General features: G+C 68.2%; 24 protein-coding genes. 8 read left to right on the plus strand and 16 right to left on the minus strand.

The genetic code is table 11. From position 1 onward, the window contains the following. From ccsA (WD271_03370) to ccmA, 6 genes are all read right to left on the minus strand, one after another. The coding region (gene ccsA, locus WD271_03370) for a cytochrome c biogenesis protein CcsA (GenBank protein MEX1006864.1) at positions 1–1498 on the minus strand (1498 nt) is incomplete at its 3' end. Then, positions 1495–1983, minus strand: coding sequence for a cytochrome c maturation protein CcmE (locus WD271_03375; GenBank protein MEX1006865.1), 489 nt, complete (start codon positions 1981–1983; stop codon positions 1495–1497). The genes WD271_03375 and ccsA (WD271_03370), both read right to left, overlap by 4 nt. Continuing rightward, positions 1980–2108 carry a hypothetical protein gene (locus WD271_03380; protein ID MEX1006866.1) on the minus strand — a complete coding sequence of 43 codons (129 nt, stop codon included), beginning with the start codon at positions 2106–2108 and terminating at the stop codon, positions 1980–1982. Before WD271_03380 ends, WD271_03375 begins: the two co-directional genes overlap by 4 nt. Next, positions 2105–2863: a cytochrome c biogenesis protein CcsA gene (gene ccsA / locus WD271_03385; GenBank protein ID MEX1006867.1), complete on the minus strand. Its 759-nt coding sequence runs from the start codon at positions 2861–2863 to the stop codon at positions 2105–2107. The genes WD271_03380 and ccsA (WD271_03385) overlap by 4 nt, the downstream gene beginning before the upstream one ends. Then, positions 2860–3534 carry a heme exporter protein CcmB gene (locus WD271_03390; protein MEX1006868.1) on the minus strand — a complete coding sequence of 225 codons (675 nt, stop codon included), beginning with the start codon at positions 3532–3534 and terminating at the stop codon, positions 2860–2862. The genes ccsA (WD271_03385) and WD271_03390 overlap by 4 nt, the downstream gene beginning before the upstream one ends. Next, a complete protein-coding gene (gene ccmA / locus WD271_03395) occupies positions 3531–4190 on the minus strand; it encodes a heme ABC exporter ATP-binding protein CcmA (GenBank protein ID MEX1006869.1) in 660 nt (219 codons plus the stop codon). The genes WD271_03390 and ccmA overlap by 4 nt, the downstream gene beginning before the upstream one ends. 94 nt (positions 4191–4284) lie before the next feature. Here ccmA and WD271_03400 point away from each other — a divergent pair, with 94 nt between their 5' ends. Beyond that, the gene (locus tag WD271_03400; protein ID MEX1006870.1) at positions 4285–5190 is read left to right on the plus strand and encodes a class E sortase; all 906 of its coding nucleotides are present in this window, start codon (positions 4285–4287) and stop codon (positions 5188–5190) included. A gap of 39 nt (positions 5191–5229) precedes the next feature. On the opposite strand, the gene WD271_03405 is transcribed toward WD271_03400, so the two are convergent. The 4 genes from WD271_03405 to WD271_03420 form a co-directional block, all read right to left on the minus strand. Continuing rightward, a complete protein-coding gene (locus WD271_03405; protein ID MEX1006871.1) occupies positions 5230–5622 on the minus strand; it encodes a type II toxin-antitoxin system VapC family toxin in 393 nt (130 codons plus the stop codon). Beyond that, positions 5622–5852, minus strand: coding sequence for a hypothetical protein (locus tag WD271_03410; GenBank protein MEX1006872.1), 231 nt, complete (start codon positions 5850–5852; stop codon positions 5622–5624). The genes WD271_03405 and WD271_03410 overlap by 1 nt, the downstream gene beginning before the upstream one ends. A gap of 110 nt (positions 5853–5962) precedes the next feature. After that, the gene (locus WD271_03415) at positions 5963–7201 is read right to left on the minus strand and encodes an MFS transporter (protein ID MEX1006873.1); all 1239 of its coding nucleotides are present in this window, start codon (positions 7199–7201) and stop codon (positions 5963–5965) included. Next, the gene (locus WD271_03420; GenBank protein MEX1006874.1) at positions 7198–7416 is read right to left on the minus strand and encodes a biotin/lipoyl-binding protein; all 219 of its coding nucleotides are present in this window, start codon (positions 7414–7416) and stop codon (positions 7198–7200) included. The genes WD271_03415 and WD271_03420 overlap by 4 nt, the downstream gene beginning before the upstream one ends. A 42-nt stretch (positions 7417–7458) precedes the next feature. On the opposite strand from WD271_03420, the gene WD271_03425 reads away from it, so the two are divergent. Beyond that, on the plus strand, positions 7459–8037 hold the full coding sequence (locus WD271_03425; protein ID MEX1006875.1) for a DUF5317 family protein: 579 nt from the start codon (positions 7459–7461) through the stop codon (positions 8035–8037). On the opposite strand, the gene WD271_03430 is transcribed toward WD271_03425, so the two are convergent. Together WD271_03430 and WD271_03435 are read right to left on the minus strand one after the other, a co-directional pair. Further along, positions 8027–9211 carry a hypothetical protein gene (locus tag WD271_03430; GenBank protein MEX1006876.1) on the minus strand — a complete coding sequence of 395 codons (1185 nt, stop codon included), beginning with the start codon at positions 9209–9211 and terminating at the stop codon, positions 8027–8029. The two genes, WD271_03425 and WD271_03430, sit on opposite strands and share 11 nt — an antisense overlap. After that, positions 9208–10587: an HD domain-containing phosphohydrolase gene (locus tag WD271_03435; protein ID MEX1006877.1), complete on the minus strand. Its 1380-nt coding sequence runs from the start codon at positions 10585–10587 to the stop codon at positions 9208–9210. The genes WD271_03430 and WD271_03435 overlap by 4 nt, the downstream gene beginning before the upstream one ends. Positions 10588–11002: 415 nt before the next feature. Between WD271_03435 and WD271_03440 the strand changes: the two genes are divergently transcribed. From WD271_03440 to WD271_03460, 5 genes are read left to right on the plus strand one after another with little or no spacing between them, the layout of a single operon-like run. Next, positions 11003–11761 carry a hypothetical protein gene (locus WD271_03440; GenBank protein ID MEX1006878.1) on the plus strand — a complete coding sequence of 253 codons (759 nt, stop codon included), beginning with the start codon at positions 11003–11005 and terminating at the stop codon, positions 11759–11761. Between the two features lie 40 nt (positions 11762–11801). Further along, entirely contained in the window at positions 11802–12881 is a 1080-nt protein-coding gene (locus tag WD271_03445) for a glycosyltransferase (GenBank protein ID MEX1006879.1), read from the plus strand. Continuing rightward, positions 12875–13165, plus strand: a complete 291-nt coding sequence (locus WD271_03450; protein MEX1006880.1) for a hypothetical protein — start codon at positions 12875–12877, stop codon at positions 13163–13165. The genes WD271_03445 and WD271_03450 overlap by 7 nt, the downstream gene beginning before the upstream one ends. A 39-nt stretch (positions 13166–13204) precedes the next feature. Beyond that, a complete protein-coding gene (locus WD271_03455) occupies positions 13205–14215 on the plus strand; it encodes an aldo/keto reductase (GenBank protein ID MEX1006881.1) in 1011 nt (336 codons plus the stop codon). Further along, entirely contained in the window at positions 14212–14823 is a 612-nt protein-coding gene (locus WD271_03460) for a TetR/AcrR family transcriptional regulator (GenBank protein ID MEX1006882.1), read from the plus strand. Before WD271_03455 ends, WD271_03460 begins: the two co-directional genes overlap by 4 nt. Here WD271_03460 and WD271_03465 read toward each other — a convergent pair. From WD271_03465 to WD271_03480, 4 genes are all read right to left on the minus strand, one after another. Continuing rightward, entirely contained in the window at positions 14726–15589 is an 864-nt protein-coding gene (locus WD271_03465; GenBank protein MEX1006883.1) for a CPBP family intramembrane glutamic endopeptidase, read from the minus strand. The genes WD271_03460 and WD271_03465 overlap by 98 nt on opposite strands. Before the next feature lie 161 nt (positions 15590–15750). Then, positions 15751–16470, minus strand: coding sequence for a dienelactone hydrolase family protein (locus WD271_03470; GenBank protein MEX1006884.1), 720 nt, complete (start codon positions 16468–16470; stop codon positions 15751–15753). Positions 16471–16481: 11 nt separating this feature from the next. Continuing rightward, entirely contained in the window at positions 16482–16964 is a 483-nt protein-coding gene (locus tag WD271_03475) for a (2Fe-2S)-binding protein (GenBank protein ID MEX1006885.1), read from the minus strand. After that, the gene (locus WD271_03480) at positions 16957–17829 is read right to left on the minus strand and encodes a xanthine dehydrogenase family protein subunit M (protein ID MEX1006886.1); all 873 of its coding nucleotides are present in this window, start codon (positions 17827–17829) and stop codon (positions 16957–16959) included. The genes WD271_03475 and WD271_03480 overlap by 8 nt, the downstream gene beginning before the upstream one ends. A gap of 107 nt (positions 17830–17936) precedes the next feature. Here WD271_03480 and WD271_03485 point away from each other — a divergent pair, with 107 nt between their 5' ends. Next, entirely contained in the window at positions 17937–18635 is a 699-nt protein-coding gene (locus WD271_03485; protein ID MEX1006887.1) for an NUDIX domain-containing protein, read from the plus strand. Positions 18636–18637 lie beyond the last annotated feature (2 nt).

The raw sequence follows: 18637 nt of genomic DNA on the forward strand, positions 1-18637 counted from the left end.
CGTAGAGCCGCGGGTTCGAGCGCGTGGCGCGCCCGAGCGCCACGGCGCGCGGCTCACCGAGCGCGCGCCGTCGCCCGCTGACGCCGAGCACGAACTGGCGCACGATCCCCGCCGTCGCGAACGCGCCGAGCCCGTACGCGATCACCTCGGCCACGCCTCGCGCGCCGAACGCCACCGCCACCACCATCGTGATCGCGCCGACCCACGCGGGGACGAGCAGCCGTTGCCGGAGCACGTCGCCGCTCGTCGCCCGCCACGGCAGCGCGGGCGCGACCGCCATCAGGAACAGCAGCGCGAGGCCGATCGGCGTGGTCATGCGGTCGAAGTAGGGTTCCCCCACCGACAGCCGGCTCCCGCGCAGCGCCTCCGCGACGAGTGGGAACACGGTGCCGAGCAGCACGACGAACGCGAGCCCCGCGAACAACAGGTTGTTGGCGAGGAACGCCGACTCGCGCGACACCGCCGAGTCGATGCGACCGGGCGCCCGCAGCCGGTCGCCGCGCCACGCGAGGAGGCCGATGCCCGTGGCGGCGACGATCCCGAGGAACGTGAGGAGCCAGGGGCCGATGTCGGACACCGAGAACGCGTGCACCGAGTCGATCACGCCCGAGCGGGTGAGGAACGTGCCCAGGATCGTGAGGCAGAAGGTGGCGACGACGAGCGAAAGGTTCCACACGCGGAGCATCCCACGGCGCTCCTGCACCATCACCGAGTGGATGAACGCGGTGCCGGTGATCCACGGCAGGAGCGACGCATTCTCCACCGGGTCCCACGCCCAGAAGCCGCCCCACCCGAGCACCTCGTAGCTCCACCAGGCCCCGAGGATGATCCCGACGGTGAGGAAGCCCCACGCCATCAACGTGGCGCGCCGGGTGTCGGCGAGCCAGCCCTCGCCGAAGCGGCCGGTGACGAGCGCGCCGATCGCGAACATGAACGGCACCGTGAATCCGACGAGGCCGAGGTACAGCATCGGCGGGTGGAACGCCATGAGAATGTGGTTCTGGAGCAGCGGGTTGGGGCCACGGCCGTCGAGAGGCGTGGTGGCCAGGGTCTTGAACGGGTTCGCGGGGCCGAGCATCAGTGCGAAGAAGAACAGCGCCACGACGAGGCCGGTGATCGTGGCGACGGCCACCAGCGGGTCGGCGGCGCGGTGGCGGAACTTGTGCGCGACGAACGCGAGGTAGCCGCCGAGGATCACTGCCCACAACAGAATCGAGCCGGCGAGCGCGGCCCACAGCCCGGTGATCGTGAAGAGCAGCGGCGTGCCGCGCGCGTTGTTCTCGGCGACGTACTGGATCGAGAAGTCGTGGCTGATCAGCGCCCATTCCATGAACCCCGCCGCCGCGAGCGCGGCGAGCAGCACCACGAACACACAGCGGCGCCCGATGCGCAGCAGCATCGCGTCGTGCTGGCGCAGCCCCGCGATCAGCGCGCTGATGCCGACGACGGCCGCGCCCGCGCCCACGGCGACCGCGGAGTAGCCGAGCGCGGCCTTCACCGTTGGCCCTTCTCACCAGTGTCGGGCCTGGCAGTGTCGACCTTCGGTGGCTCGTACTCGGCGCCGTGCTTGATGAGGATGCGGTCCGAGTCGAAGGCCACATTCTTCGCCGTGCTCGCCCAGTGACCCTCGCACACGACGGGTGCGCCCTCCTTGAACAGATCGGGCGGGTCGCCGGTGTGGTCGACGGTGACGGTGTTCTTGCCGTCGGTGACCTCGAAGCGCACCCCGCGCGCGGTCTCGCGCACCGAGCCGTCGACCACCGCGCCGGCGAGCCGGAACCGCGACGTGCCCTCGTCGGCGCGGTTGTGCACCGCCTCCGACACCGTGCGGAAGTACACGACGTTGTTCGAGAGCTGTACCGCGAGCACGATGATCGCGATCACCGCGAACACACATCCGCCGACCGCGACGATGTACCGCGTGCGGTTCGGGCGGCGGCGCGGCGCGGACGGTGGAGCGGGGGGCGACTCGACGGTCGTCACTCGACCTCGGTATCGGGCAACGACTGCTCAGCGCGCTTCGTACGGCGCACGATCCAGAACCAGTAGGCGCCCAGCGTCACGCCCGTGAGCACCCAACCCGTGATCACGTACTCGGCGAACCTCATCGCGGCGCCCCCACTTCGACCGGAGGCGCCGGCGGCGCGGGTGGCGCGGCGCGCTCGGCAATAGCCTGCGCGACCTCGCGCTCCTCGCGCGACTCGTCGAGCGCGAGCAGGCGATAGCGCCGATCGAGGAGGTACAGGTAGAGCAAGGTGAACGCGAGCACTCCGAACCAGAGAGTGAACGCCATCACGCCGTGGATCTCTGCCGAGAGCTCGTCGTTGAACACTGTTCCTTGCTGGTGCAGGGTGCGCCACCACGTGACCGAGAAATGCACGATCGGCACGTCGGCGAATGCGATCAGCGCCGCGATCGCGCAGCGCTTCGCGCGGGCGTCGGGCGAGCTCGGGATGCGCCGCAGTGCGAGATACCCGAGGTAGAGGAAGAAGAGGACGGCGGTGGTGACGAGACGCGCGTCCCATGCCCACCACACACCCCAGACCGGCCGTCCCCAGAGGGAGCCCAGGACGAGCGTGAGCGCGGTGAAGATCACGCCCAGCTCCGCCGACGAGGCGGCCACGCGGTCCCACACCACCGCCCGCGTGCGCGGCCACAACCACAGCGCCGAGGAGATCGCGGTGACGCCGAACGCGAGGTAGGCCACCCATGCCGAGGGAACGTGCAGGTACATGAGGCGCTGCGCGTCGCTCTGCACACTGTCGGGCGGTGCGCCCCACAGGCCGAAGAGTGCGAGCACCACGAGCGCGACGAGCGAGAGCCAGCCCAGCACCGTCGCCACCTGCGGCTTCAGCAGTCTCATGCTTCCTCCAGGAGCGGCCCGAAGGCGAGCATCCCGATCGCGGTGAACAGCACGGCGAAGACCCCGAGCAGGCCCACCCACGGCCACGCGTCCGACGGGACGCCGTCGATGGCAGCCTCCCAGGAGCGGGTGGCCCCGAGCAGCACCGGCGCCACCACCGGCAGGAGCAACACCGGCACGAGGGTCTCGCGTACCCGCAGCCCGGCGGCGAGCACGCCGTACAAGGTACCGGTGGCGGCCACGCCGACGGTCGCGGCCAGGGTCGCGAGCACGAGCGGCACGAGGGTGTTCAGCTCGATCCCGTAGAGCACGATCACGCACACGGTGAGCACCACCTCGAGCACGATCAGCTGCACCGCGATGGCCACCGCCTTTCCGAGGAACAGCGCGGGCCCGTCGAGACCCGAGAGCCGCAGGCCGTCGCGTGCGCCGTTGTCGGCTTCGATCGAGTACGCGCGCGACACGGCGAGCAGCGATGCGAGCAGCACCGTCACCCAGAACAGGCCGGGCGCGACGCGCCGCAACACGCCCCGGTCCGGATCGAGCGCGAACGCGAACAAGAAGAGCACGATCAACCCGAACGGCGCGATCTGCTGAATCGTGACGCGCGACCGGGCCTCGATGCGGAGGTCCTTCCCCGCCACCAGCCGCACCTCACGCCACAGCGTCACCTGATCACTCGCTCGTTCGCCGGCAACACGGCCTGGCCCGCGGTGAGCACCACCTCGCGGTGTGCCAGGGCGCGGGTGCGGTCGAGCTCGTGCGACGCGATGAGCACGCTGCGGCCCTCGCTCGGCGCGGCCTTCACGATCTCGTCGAGCACCGCCCGGCCCTCGGCGTCGAGCCCGGCATGCGGTTCGTCGAGCAGCAGCAGTGTCGGATCGCGTGACCACGCGACCGCGAGCGAGAGCCGTCGTCGTTGCCCGGCCGACAGCTTGCGGTGCGGTAGGTCGCGCGCGCCCGCGAGCCCGACCCGTTCGAGCGCATCGTCTGCCGCCGCGGCATCCCGCCCGGCGGCGCGTGCCGCGAACCGCAGGTTCTCGCGCACCGTGAGGTCGTCGTAGCAGAACGTCTCGTGCCCGACGAGCGCGAGCTCACGGCGAGCGCTCTTCCGATCACGCGCGAGGTCGCAGCCGAGCACGACGGCCTCACCCGAGTACAGCGGCACGAGGCCCGCGACGAGGCGCAACAGCGTGGTCTTGCCCGCGCCGTTCGCGCCCGACAGGAGCACGATCTCGCCCGCGGCGAGGTCGAGATCGACCCCGGCGAGGGCGGGGAAGCGATCGAGCAGGCAGACGGCGGAGCGGAGACGGACGACGGTGGGCACACTCGCCTCCGGGCTGTGGATGACAAACGAGTGTACGAACGGTCCGCCCGGTGGGTCGAACCGGCCCAGGTGAGCGCTCCGTTACTCTTCGCGGATGCGGCGCTTCCTCGGCGCGACCGGCCGTGTCCTCATCACGGTCGGCATCCTCCTGCTGCTCTTCGTCGCGTACCAGCTCTGGGGTACGGGCATCTACGAGGCCCGGGCCCAGAACCGCCTGAAGAGCGAATTCCAGCAGACGCTCCGGGAGAGCAAGAAGCCGCCGACCACCACGACCGACAACCCCACCGTCACCACCGCGCCGGGGCCGACTACCACGGTCGCCCCGGTCGAGGTCCCCCCGAACGGCGAGGCGGTCGGTCGTATCGACATCCCGAAGATCGGCTTGTCCGCGTACGCCGTCGAAGGCGTCGACGTGGCCGACCTTCGCAAGGGGCCCGGCCACTACCCCGGCACGCCGTTGCCCGGTCAGCTGGGGAACGCGGCCATCGCCGGCCACCGCACCACCTACGGCGCGCCGTTCGGCGACCTCGACCAGCTGGCGGCCGGCGACGAGATCACCGTGGAAACCGTTCAGGGCACCTTTGCCTACAAGATCGATGTCGACCCGTTCGTGGTGAATCCCGACGACGGCGACGTGCTGCTCCCCGAGCCCGGCAAGGCGACGCTCACACTCACCACGTGCAACCCGAAGTACTCCGCCGCGGAACGCCTCATCATCAAGGCGTCGCTCGTGCTGCCGGAGGGTACGACCCCGCTCCCTCCGAGTCCCGGCACGAAAAACCCCGCGCCCGCCACGATCAGCGGGCTCTCGGGTGAGCGTTCGTCACGGCTGCCGGCAGTGCTGTGGGGCATCATCGTCGCGATCATCGGTCTGCTCTGGTGGTGGCTCTTCCACCGCTACCCGCGCTGGACCACCTGGTTCGTCGGCGTGCTCCCGTTCCTCGCCGCGCTCTTCGTGTCCTACACGTACCTCGAGCGCATGCTCCCGTCGAACTACTAGCGCGGAGCGCGAAGTTGCCGCTCGGGAAGTGCACGGGGCTCACTTCAATACTCGGATCGCACATCGAGGCCCGGGCGCGTTGGCCAGCCGGTGGTCTGCGGTCAACAGCTCGCAGTCCAGGATCTCCGCGAGGGCAACATAGGTTGCGTCGTACGCGGTCACGTTGGAACGCAGCTCGTACGCGCGTCGCATCAGCGGGAGAGTTGGGTAGCGCTCCACGTCGATCGCCTCGAGATCATCGACTGCGGTGGCGAGCCTGCGGTCCGAGATCGTGCCCTCGAGCCAACGTTTGCGAAGCACGGCAACGGTTTCGACATCAACGAGACCCGGCGCGGCGACATCACCGGCACTTCGGATTTCGCCGCGAGCTCGCCGGCCATCGGCCCCGTCATCACCGATCACGTTGGCCAGGATCGAAGCGTCGATGACCATCAATGCCGAGACCGCTCCTGGGTGAGATCCTGGGCTGCCTGCGCGAGCCCGACCCGGCCGCCCCGACGCCGCTCGATTCGGTCCAGCACGTCGGTAAGGCTCGGTTTTGTCGCCAGGCGCTTCAGCTCACTCGCGAGGTACTGCTGGAGCGATTGGCCCCGTTGCTCGGCGCGACGTCGCAACGCGGCGTGGACTTCTTCGGGGACGTCTCGAACGAGCACGTTTGGCATGCTTACATTATGCTATCAACTGCGCTTGGTTACAAGCAGGTTGTCGTGAATGGATCCAGCGTCTCGTCACGGGAAAGACGAGGCTCGTGGTCGAGATGGCGCAGGGATGGTCAGCTCGCAGCCAGGGGCTCGTGGACGAGGTGCGCGTGACGACGAACACGGGCGAGGGCAGCGATACCGGTGCCGACCGCTGCGACCCCACCCACCAGCACCGCGACTCGCGGGTTCGTAACCTCGGCCACCGCGCTCACGATGATGCTTCCGATCGGCGTCGAGCCGAGGAACACGATCGAATACAACGCCATGACGCGACCCCGGTACACGTCGTCGCTCTCCTGCTGGAGACGCGCGTTGCTCCACGCGATGTAGATCGAAGCCCAGAAGAACGCACCGGCGAGCCCGATCATCGCCAACCAGGCCCACGGGGCGAAGGCGACGAGGGAGTACACAATGCCGAACGCGAGCGCGGAGCGGCCGATGAGAGACACCGATGAATGGGTGACGCGCGCAGCCACGAGGGAGCCGACGAGAGCACCGAACGCGACCGCGGCGCCGAACGCCGCGAACAATTCAGGCCCGGAGTCGAACGTGATCCGCGCGAGCAGGGGCGCGACGACTTGCGTATTCAGCGAGATCGTGCCGACCACTGCCATGGCCAGCAGTGGGAACCGCACTTCGTGGGCGCGCATCACGTAACGGAAGCCGTCGCGGATCTGACCGCGCCCGCGCGGGACCACGACCGACGGACGCAGCTCATGCCGCCGGATCATCAGGAGGGCGAGGATCACTGCGGCAAATGATGCGGCATTGATATAGAGACAGATCGACGCCCCGAGCACTGCGATCAAGACACCGGCGATCGCCGATCCCACGATGCGTGCTCCGGTCATCGTGGCTCCGTTGAGCCCAACCGCGCTCGGGATGTCTTCAGGCTGCACGAGCTCCGCGACGAAGCTTTGACGCGTCGGGGTTTCGAACGCCATCGCGCACCCGAGCAACAGCGACATGACGGCGAGTACTGCCACGGACCGATGGTCATTCGACACGAGCAGGGCCGTGGCGACCGCGATCAGCGCGCTTGCGATGTTCGTCACGACGAGGATCCGGCGCTTGTCGCCGCGATCGGCGACGGTACCCGCGTACGCGCCGAACACCAGGAGCGGGAAGAACTGCAACGCAACGACGACCCCGAGCCCGGTCGAGTCATGCGTCTCGCGGAGCACGATCCAGCCGACGGCAGTGGCCTGAGTCCATGTGCCGATCACGGAGAGAACTTGCCCCACGAAGAAGAGGCGGTAGTTCCGGACGCGTAACGCCCTGAACGCCCCCGCTCGAGAGTTGTCCGTCACGATTCGTCGATGCGCGCGATCAAATCGCCCGCGCTCACTGGTCGGCCCGGTTCGATGTAGAGCTCGCGGACGACGCCGGGTACCCGGGTGACGACGACGGTCTCGACACCGTTCTCGTCGATCGCCGCAATGGGGTCCTCCTCGGCGATCAACTGGCCTTCGTCGACGACGACCCGGACGACGGTTCCGCTCACGGGCGTGCGCACGTCGTACACGTTTGCTCCTGTCCGAAGTAGCCGGATCGGTACCGTATCGCCGTGGTGTTCTTCGTGGTGACGATCGTGGTCGCCGTACTGGTCGTCGCCGTCACCAAGGGGAGCTTCCAGCGGATGGGTCGCATCCACCTGAATGCGCTCTGGCTGTTGCTCGTCGCTCTGATCATCCAGGTTGCGCTCGAGCTTGTCGACTTCCCCAAGGAACGGATCGACGACGTCGGGCTCGCGATCCTGCTGATGTCCTACGTGCTCATCTTCGCCTTCTGCTTCCTGAACCGGCGCAGGAGCGGAATGTTCATCGTGGCGATCGGAGTAGCGCTGAATGTGCTCGCGATCGCGCTCAACGGTGGGATGCCGACAAAGGACGACGTGAAGGAGCGCGACGGCGGCGAAGCGCACGTGCCGATCGAGCGCACGGTGAAGCACAAGCCGCGCGAAAGCGACGACAAACTCCCGTTCCTCGGCGATGTGATCACCGCACCCGGTGTGCCGAACCAGCAGTTCTCGGTGGGTGACATCGTGATCGGGATCGGCGTGATCGACATCTGCTTCGAGGCGAGCCGGCGGCCTCGCCGCCGCGGTGGCTATCTACCCGAAGCGGACTGGTCGGCTACGACGTGACCGCGGTGAGCAGACCGGCGCGATCGAGCGCTACCTCGAGCGCGCCCAGCACCCGCACGTCGTAAACGAAGCCCGGGGCCGAGTAGAGCGCTTCGAGCGCGGCCGGCGAGCAATCGGGCCGCCCCCGCGATAACTCGTCGAACGCGCTCGCGACTTTCAGCACCTGTCCCGCCATCACCGACGGACGCGAACCCATCTTGTCTCGGTGCGGCGTCGGTTCGGCCGCGATGATGTCGCCCGCCGGCGCGAGCAGGGGCGTGCTGCGAAGGATCTCCGCGCCGGCTTGCGCGACAGCAACCAATTCCGGTGCGCGACCGTCCTCCGGCTCGTCGAGACACACCTGACCGAGGTGGTGCAGGAGCGCAGCGGTCTCGAGTTGTTCGAGCTCGTGACGGGAGAAACCCAGCTCGCTCGCAGTGGCGACCGCGAGCGATGCGACGCGTTCGGCATGCCCCTCGCGCACGAGGCCTCCGAGCTCGGGTGCTGCACCGAGCGCACGGATCGTCTGGTCGTACGTGCGGCGGATGACGTTGAGCTGTTCGTAGGAGTACCAAGCTGCCAGCAACGGGATCGTGAAGACGACCGGACCCCAGAGACCCATGCCACGCTTGCCGTCGATGCCCTGGTCGCTGACCGCCATGAGCATCGCGCTCGTGATCAGCGCGAGATCGGCGCTGCGACCGTGCATCGTGATACCCACGTGACGCTCACGCACCATGCGAGCGATCTCGGCGATGACGATCGGTGTGATGGACGCGGCCGCGAGCGCGATCAACTCGCCTGCCCGGTCGGTCGGTGTACCGAGCTCCGCCACGACCGCGTAGTACACGACGACGGTTCCCAGCCCTTCGGCGAGGCGTTCCACGAAGAGGGCGAGTCGGCCCTCGACCGTGGTGGGCTCCGGACGAACCAGGAGGCTCGCGAGCAGTGCGATCAGCAGCACGAGCGCGGCGTCTTCGACCGACGTTCGCTCGGCGAGCACCACCATGAACGCGAACGAGATCGGGAGCGGAGCCCGGAGGGGCGGTCGGAGTTCGATCAGCTCGCCCGCCGCGATCGCGCCGCCGATGAGCGCGAGTGCCGCCCACTTGGTGCCCGGGTCGGAGAGTTCCGTTCCCACTGCAACGAGGGCGCTGCCCGCCATGAGGACGGCGACCTGGAGGAACCGTCTCACGTCTTGCCCGCCCGATCCTCGGAGCGATCGGAGTCCCGATCAGTGTCGAGGTCACCCAGGCCCGCCGAGCCGGTCCCAGCCTCGGGAGGAGCGACCTCCCACTCGTGGGCCTCTTCCTCGTGACCGTCCCCGTACTGCTCGCCCCGGCGCACGATCGCCGCGATGAGGGCGTCGACGCAGCCTTCGTTGAACTGCGTACCGGAGCCCTTCTTGAGCTCGTCGAATGCAGTCTCCTGGGTGAGCGCTCGGCGGTAGGAACGGGTCGAGGTCATGGCGTCGAAGGCGTCGGCCACATGGATGATCGCCGGCTCCACCAGCCCGGTACCGCTGACGGCAGCGTTGGCCGCCTCGGTGGTGGTGTCACCGGCGACAGGAGCGAGAAAGTCGATGCGGCGGAGCAGTTCGACGGACACGAACTCGTGGCGCTTGACGCGCGCGAACTCGGATTCGGTGAGACGGCCCGGCTTGTTGAGAAGCTGGTTCGGCACGATGAGCTTGCCGATGTCGTGCATCAGCGCCGCGTAGCGCAGCCGCTCCATGCGACGTGGGCTGAACCGAAGCTCCTCGCCCACGTACGCGGAGAATGTCGCAACGCGTTGCGCGTGGCCCGCCGTATACCTGTCCTTCGCCTCGAGCGCCAAGATCAAGGTTTCGATCGTCTGCTCCTGCGCCGCCTTCAACTCGAGATAGTTCGCGAACGTGCTCCGCGCAATCAAAATCGGAACGACCAGCAACGGCACCACCGCCGCACCAAGTTCGAGGTACACCCATCCGAGGCCGAGTCCGAGGAGGGCGAATGGATAGGCGCTGACATCAAACGCCGCGATCTGGCGTAGCACTTTCGCGTACGGTTCGTGGCAGCTCAATGCCACCGGAATACTGATTAGGAGCGCGTTCAGGAAGAGGTACGCCGAGGCGCTGAGCGCTATGGCTGCAAAAACAGCCAGTTGCGAGCTAGGACGGGGCTGATCGGTCATCGCCCAAAACACGGCCGCAGCGGCCAGCAGCGAAAGACCATCGGCTGACGCGTTGAACGCGATTTTCTGCCACGCATGCTGGCGGAGCTGCGCGATATCGAGCGCGCCACAGGTGCCAACAATGATCGGACCCAGGAAGAAGCCATACGCACGGAAGACAACCAGCGACGCAATGAGCACCATGACGTTCCCGCTCATGCCAAAGCCTGCTCGCGCCGTGACGTCAAAATTCGTGGCGGCGAGCGCAAAGAGTCCCAAGACGACCAGTGCTACAGCGATACGACCTGTAATGGGCTCATGTGACGCGACGGCTGACAGCACTACGAGCGCGATCGTCAGACCGCACAGCAAGAGCACGGTCCCTTGAATCAGTCGTTCTGTCTTGCGTTCGGTATCCATAGCCCTGTTCGGGGTGGAGATGGCAAGGCCTCAGCCTCTTGAGTGGTGCTACTTCCAACGTCCAGCGCCACCGGCGAGCAGCATTGCAACGAGTGCTGACGCGCCGGCTGCAACGCGGAATGCGGTCTTCTTCACGAGACCCCCTGAAACCTCGATCTCCCGCCTGGGCAACGCTGTGCGCCCTGGGGACAAGTCGCTTCGCTTCAGGTGTTCGTGTGTGTGAAGGCCGAGGCCTTGCCGTCTCCACCCGGACGGTCTTGAGTCCTCCCTGCGCGCTTCTCCGCGATCGAACCCCACTCAAATCGGGGGGACGTTAGTCTCACGCGTCGTCGCTCCCAACGCAAGCCCCATGAGCCACATTTGCAACGCAAGGATCCCCACGGAGGGTGGTTGGGTGGCCGTATCCTGTGCAACCATGCGGGGACGGGGCCCCTGGGAGGAACGGAACCACATGCCGAGTGACCGGCCGAACGGCGAATCAGGTTCGGACGAGGCGCAGCCGGAGGAGGTCCTCGAGCTCCAGGAGCTCGAGGAGGAGCTCTGTCGGCTCGGTGGCGTGCTGGCGGTGCGCGTGGTTGGTGACCGCCTCGGCCGACCGACCGAGGTGCACGTCCTCTCCGACAACAGCAAGCCTGCGAAGCAGACCGTGCGCGACGTGCGCGCGGTTGCGCAGACCGTGTTCGGGCTCGAACTCGATCATCGCATCGTGTCAGTGGCGCAGTTCGACGCAAACGACAGCGACGAGCACGCACACGGCGCGCCTGCGCGCACCGAGACCAGAGTGCGTGTTGCAAGTGTCAGGTTCGACAGCGAGACCGTGCGCGCGACGGCCCAGGTCGTCCTCGCCGACGGCGACCGCGAACAGACCGGCCACGCCGAAGGCTCCGTTGCGGCAATCGGCCGTCCTCAGCTCGTGGCCGCAGCTACGCTCGACGCGCTGCGTCAACTCGAGCCGGCGGCCGGGGCCGTCCACCTCTCGGCTGCAGACGTCACCCGTGTCGGTAAGTACCGCATCGCGTTGGTAACCGTCGTGTGGGTCGAACCGCCGCTCGAGTTAGCGGTGTCGGGTTCGGCAGTTGTGCGCCGTGACCGCGACGACGCCGTGGCGCGGGCCTTGCTCGATGCTACCAACCGCCGCATCTCCCGTTTGGAATCAGGGCGCGTCGCACGCTGACACGCGCGGGCTCGTCGACTCGCGCGAATCTTCTCGTCCGATGAAGCTCGTCGCGGTGATGGTTTCCTATCGACTCGGTGGCGCCGACGGCGTTGCCGTCGAAGCGCGCAAATGGGAGTGGGCGCTGCGCGAGCTCGGTTTCCATATCCGACGGGTCGCAGGTGAGTTCGACGACAGCGTGCGGCCCGACGACGTCTGGCTCCCGTTCCTTGCCATCGATCCGGCCGAGGGGAGCACGCTGGACCCTAAGGCGCTCGAGGCCGCGCTCGCGGGCGCCGATCTCGTAGTGGTCGAGAACCTGTGCTCACTCCCGATCAATCCCGACGCCTCGACGCTGGCCGCGGGCGTGCTCGCCGAGCACAACGGCGCGGTGACGTTCCACCACCACGACCTGCCCTGGCAGCGCGCTGGACTCCCGGCACCGGACGGGATCCCACCGCGCCGACCCAACTCGCTCCACGTGACGGTCAACGATTACTCGCGCGTCCAACTCGAGCACCGAGGCTTCGAAGCGGTAACCATCCGGAACACGTTCGATCTCGATCCGCCGCGCGGGCATCGTGACGCGACCCGCGAAGCATTCGGATTCGCACGCGACGACCTCGTCTTGCTCCTGCCGGCGCGCGCCATCCCACGTAAGAACGTGCCGGCTGCAATCGCGTTCGCCACGGAGCTCGCTGCCCTCGAGGCGCGCGCGGTGCGACTCTGGATCACCGGACCCGCCGAAGACGGGTACGACCTCGTGCTCGCGCGGATCCTCGCCGACGCGACGATTCCCATCGTGGTCGGCCGCGCCGCGTCGGCATCGGACGCGTACGCCGCGGCTGACCTGGTCGTCTACCCGTCGACGTGGGAGGGCTTCGGTAATCCGGTCATCGAGTCGATCGCGCACCGACGACCGATCGCGGTGGGGGGCTATCCGGTGCTCGACGAGCTGCGCGCGTTCGGCGTCGAGCTCCTGTCCGTCGACGACCCGCAAGGTGCCCGGGAGTGGCTCGTCGATCCTCGACCCGAAGTGCTCGAAGCGAACGTCGACCGTCTGCGGCCACACTGCTCGATCACCGACCTCCCCGACCGTCTCGCCGCGGCCTTCGCGCGAGCAGGATGGGAAGCGTGGTAGCGCCCGAGCCCGATCCGGTCATCGAGCGTCGGGCTCGGATCGCACGCGGCGTCACCCTCGCGAAGCGAACCGGCTACCTGCTGTTGCTCGGCGCAGTGGTCGCGTTCGTGGTGGCGGCGGTGGCGGGGTTTCCGAGCTGGGCCGTCACCAGCACCGTCATCGCGCTCGTCGGGGCCTGCGTCGTGCTCCCCGTACCCATCGTGCTCGGGTATGGACTGCGCGCGGCCGAGCGAGAGGACCGAGAACAGGGCCAGGGTGGGATGCCCGGTGCCGGACGGCAGTAGATTGCGCGCGCCGAACACCGTTTGGGCGAAGGAGTCACCGTGCGCTACCGATGCTTCGGTCGAAGCGATCTCGAAGTGTCCGAGGTTGGTTTCGGCGTGTGGACGCTCGCGAGCGACTGGTGGGGACGCGTCGACGACCCGCGGGGGATGTTGCATGCGGCGCTCGACGTCGGCATCAACTTCATCGACACCGCCCCCGTCTACGGCGACGACGGTGTCGGTGAATCCCTGCTCGCGGATCTGCTGAAGTCGAACCGCAACGAGATCATCCTCACCACCAAGTGCGGATACGACATCGACTCGCCCCGCCCAGAGAGCCAGTCGGAGCGGCGCCAAGACTGGGCGCCCGCGTCGATCCGCGCGCAGCTCGAGGCGTCGCTGCGCCGGCTCGGAACCGAATACATCGATCTCTACCAGCTGCACAACGCGCGCATCGAACCAATCCACGACGACGCCCTGTGGGATGAGCTCGAGCAGTTCCGAGTGGAGGGCAAGGTGCGCGAGCTCGGCGTCGCGCTCGGTCCTGCGATCGGGTGGGTCGACGAAGGTCTCGACTCCGTACGCGAACGCCCGATCGTGTCACTTCAGACCGTCTTCAACATCCTCGAGCAGGAACCGGGCCTCACCTTCGCCGCAGAGCCGAACGTGGCCCAGGGCAAGGCCGGACTCATCGCGCGCGTCCCCCACGCGTCCGACACGCTCTCGGGCAAGATCACACGCGAAACGGAATTCCCGCCGGGTGACCATCGGGCACATCGCAACCGCGACAACATGCTCGACAACTTCGACAAGGCCGAGACGCTCGCGTTTCTGTGGGAAGACACCGGGCGCACGATCGGGCAGGCTGCCATCGCGGGAATCCTCGCGAATCCCGCGTTCACCGCCGTGCTCCCCACCTGCCTCTCGATCGACGACGTCCGCGAATACGCGGCCGGGTCTGATCTTCCGCTCACCGACGACGAGCGGGCACAGCTCGACGAGCGCTGGAGCGAAAACTTCGGCGTGACCAACCGCTACGAGATGCCGCTGAAGTCGAGCACCAGCGGGTGACCACCACTCGCCGCTCGGCCCCCCTGCGGCTGGCGCCAGAAGAGCGCCGGTGCCAGCTCCTCGATGTCGCGTGTGTCGAGTTTGCAGAGCGCGGTTTCTACGGCACCGCGATGGACGACCTCGCGCAGGCAGCCGGCGTCACAAAGCCCGTCTTCTACCAACACTTCCCGTCGAAGCGCGCGCTGTTCGTCGCTGTCCTCGAAAACGTGGGGGAGCGGTTGCTCGCGGTGTTGGTCGACGCCACGAGCAGCGTTGAGACGGGAAGAGCGCGTGTCGAGCACGGTTTCGCCGCGTACTTCCGGTTCGTCGAGGGCGACCGCGCGGCGTTCCGCCTTTTGTTCGGCGCGTCGGCGCGCAACGACGCCGAGTTCGCCGACGTGGTCGACGACGTGCTCGAGCGCGCGGCGTCGGCGGTGAGCACCTTGATCGAGATCCCCGGTTCGCCCGAGCATCGGCTCGTGCTGGCGCACGCCGTCGTCGGGATGGCCGAGGGAATCAGCCGCCATGCGCTCACCGACCCCGACGGCCCCCACAATCCCGACCAGCTTGCGCACTGGGTCGCCGAGCTCGCGTGGTTCGGCCTCCGTGGGGTGCGACCGGACGACTGAGGCGCGGCGCAGGGTCGCGTAGGTCGATCACGGACGGCACCCGACGGCGGAGCCCCAGACGCCGACCCGCGACCATAAGGCCGAGAACCAGCGCGGTGAGCGCGGTCGCCGCGACCGCGACGCGTTCGGAGGCCGACAACTCACCGGCGAAGTACGCGAGCGTGATGACGTCGAGCAACACGTGCACGACGATTCCCGGCAGGAGTGATCCCGTGCGGAACGTGACGTAGCCGAGGAGCATGGCAAGGCTCGCGAACGGGACGATGCTCGTCGCGCCAGTCATCTGCTCGACATGACCGGGCAGCGCGCTGAACGCCAGCGCGCCGCCGACCAGTGCCACCACGACCGGACCGGTTCCCCACCGCGCGGTATCACGCCAGTCGCGGCCACAGATTCGTGCACACGCCGCGCCGATCAGGAGCACTGCCGCGAGCCGGTAGACGATCTCCTCACTCGTGGCCGCGAACGTCACGCCCTCGACCTTGCGCCATCCAGGAGTCGTTTGGCCGGCGATCGACTGGGCATAGGCGAGAGCAACGACGAGCGCGGTGAGCGAGCCGCCGACGAGGTACTCGCGCCAGGCGGACAACGAACGGCGCGACCCACCCACGCGCGCCCACCCGACGAGCAACACCAACAACGCGGCCACGGGCAACGCCGGCGACACGAGCACGCCGCCGATCGCCCACGACGGCTGCCCCGACCACGCGGACCCGACGTCGAGCGCGACCGCGACGAACGCGACCACGAGAACTGCGGGCGTCACCGGCCAAGAAGTCCAGCCCGCCCATTGCCAACTCCACCCGCGTATCTCGGTATCCACGCCTGCCCTCACTCACTCAGCGACGGGCGCAGTCTGCCGGGGCGCGGTCGCGCAGACAATGCTCTACAGGCAAAGACTCGGGAAAGGTTCGGCGGCCGTCGCGTTCAGGCCGCTTCGAGGTGGCTGGAGAACCAGTCGAGGGCGCGGCGCCAGCCGTCCTTCGCCGATTCCTCGTGGTAGCTCTCACGCTCGTCGCAGTGGAACCCGTGCCCCGCGTCCGGGTAACGGACGACCTCGGTCTTCACCGACGAGTCGGCGAGTTTCGTGCGCAGGTCTTCGACGCCGTCGACGGGGATCATCGCGTCCTGATCGCCGAACAATCCGAGCCACGGGGTCTGGAGCGATCCGGCTTCGCTCGCGAGCGGCGCGGCCATCCCCTGGCTGTTGTGGGTGATCCCACCGCCGTAGAAGCCCACACTCGCGCCGATCTTTCTCCGGGCCGCGATGAGGAACGTCACCCGGCCACCGAAGCAGAAGCCGACGATCCCGACGCTGCCGTCGGAGAAGCCCGCCTCGTGCAGGTGATCGATCGTGGCGTCGACGTCCATGAGCACGCCGTCATCGGTCAACCCTTCGAAGAGCGGCATCACCTTGCTGAAGTCGTCGTAGGGCGCGGTGCCGCCGCCCGCACGGTGGAAGATCGCGGGTGCGACTGCGTGGTAGCCCTCCGCGGCGAAGCGTCGCGCGACGTCCTGGATGTGACTGTTCACCCCGAAGGCTTCCTGGATCACGATCACTGCGCCGCGAACTTCGTCGTCGGGCACCGCCTCGAACACCGCCATCGGACCGTCGACCGTCGACAACTCGATCGTCTGCGTCTTCATCTGCGACTCCTCTACGACTTCACACTCATCGACTCCGCGGCGATCTGCACCGCCTTGATGATCCCCTGGTAGCCGGTGCAGCGGCACAGGTTGCCCGAGAGCCCCTCGCGGATCTCGTCGAGCGTCGGGTTGGGGTTCTGCTGGAGGAAGGCGTGCACCGAGACGACGAAGCCGGGCGTGCAGAAGCCGCACTGGAGGCCGTGCGCCTGACGGAACGCCTCCTGCACCGGACCGAGCGTGCCGTCGGCGGGACCGATGCCCTCGATGGTGACGACATCAGCGCCCTCGGCCTGCACCGCGAACATGAGACACGAGCGGACCGCAGCACCGTCGACGAGCACAGTGCACGCGCCACACACTCCGTGCTCGCATCCGAGGTGCGTACCGGTGAGCGCGAGGTCTTCTCGCAGGAAGTCGGCCAGCGTCTTGCGCGCCTCGGCGCGGCCGCGGCGCTGCTCCCCGTTGACGGTCAGCGTGATAGCGTGCTCAGCCACTCCGCGCTTCTCCCAGTGCTCGATCGAGCGCGCGCTGCACGAGGTGCGCACCCACATGTGTTCGGTACTCGGCCGACGCGTGCACGTCGTCAGTGGGACTACAACCCGCAGCGGCGAGACGCGCCACTTCGGCGAGCTCGGTCGCGGTGGGCGTGCTGCCGTTCAGCGCGGCCTCGGCGTCGCGGGCGCGTACGGGCGTGGAGCCCATACCGAACAGCCCGATCGCAGAACGGCGCACCGCGCCCGCTTCGTTCAACTCGACCGCGCACACCACACCGGCGAGCGCGAAGTCGCCGCTTCGGCGCGCGACCTCGTCGACTACGAAGCCGCACCTGCCTTCCCACACCGGCACGTGCACCGCAGTGAGCAGCTCCTCGGGCTCGAGGGTGGTGGTCCAGGTTCCTTCGAAGAACTCGGCGGCCGGGATGCGACGGGTCGACCCCGCTCGCGCGGCTTCGAGCTCGGCGTCGAGCGCCAGCGCGACGGCGGGTAGCTCGGACGCGGGGTCGGCGTGCGCGATCGACCCTCCGACCGTTCCGCGGTTCCGGATCTGGAAGTGCCCGATCATCGGCAGCGCCTGTGCGATCAGCGGCGCCGCCGCCGCGACGGTCGCGTCGTGCTCGGCGTCGGACTGCCGCGTCATCGCCTTGATCGTGAGCGTCCCGTTCTGACGCTCGACACCGCGCAGCTCGGCGACACGGTTGAGATCGACGATGTGCGGGAAGCGCGTGAGGCGCATGGCCAGCAGCGGCACGAGGCTCTGGCCGCCGGCGAGGAGCTTGGCGTCGTCGCCGTGCTCGGCGAGCAGCAATGAGACATCGGCCACTGTCTCGGGGGCGTGGTACTCGAACGCAGCGGACTTCATCGACGACTCCCGAAGCTGGGCGGCGCCCGAACCTAGCGCGAGGCCGCGCGCCCACGCACTCCGGCCCCGCCGCTTCCTCCTCCATTCGGCCAGTACTGTCGGCTGCGATGAGCGACGCGCCCGAGCCGGCGGTACCCGCGGCCACGGTCGTGCTCCTGCGTGACACGCCGGATGGCGTCGAGACACTCATGCTCCGGCGCGACACGGAGCTCGCGTTCGCCGGCGGCGCGTGGGTCTTCCCGGGAGGGCGGATCGACCCCGAGGACTACCCCGGTGGCGGTGCTGGCGGAGGTCCCGACGCGGTGTTCGAGGCGGCCCGCAACGCCGCCGCCCGCGAGGCGATGGAAGAGGCCGGGCTCACGGTCGACCCCCACGGGTTGGTGTGGTTCGCACACTGGACGCCGCCTCACGGTGCCGGCGCGCGACGACGGTTCGCGACCTGGTTCTTCGCCGCGCGGGCGCCGAGCGGCATGGTCGTCGTCGATGACGGTGAGATCCGCGACCATCTCTGGATCCGGCCCGCCGACGCGCTGCGTCGTCGCGATGCGGGCGAGATCTTGATCATCCCGCCCACCTGGGTGACCTTGCACACGCTCGCAAGCGCGGAGTCGGTCGACGACCTCCTCGCGCGGATGGGCGGAGCCGAGCCTGACGTCTACGTAACGCGCATGGGTCGAGTCGACGGAATCGGCGTATCGATGTGGGCGGGCGACGCCGGTTACGAAGACGGCGACTCGGCGAAGCCGGGACCACGCCACCGCCTCGTGATGGACGACAACGGCTGGCGACTCGAACGCGACGTGTGACG

This window comes from Acidimicrobiia bacterium (genome assembly GCA_040880805.1).
GTDB lineage: Bacteria > Actinomycetota > Acidimicrobiia > IMCC26256 > DASPTH01 > DASPTH01.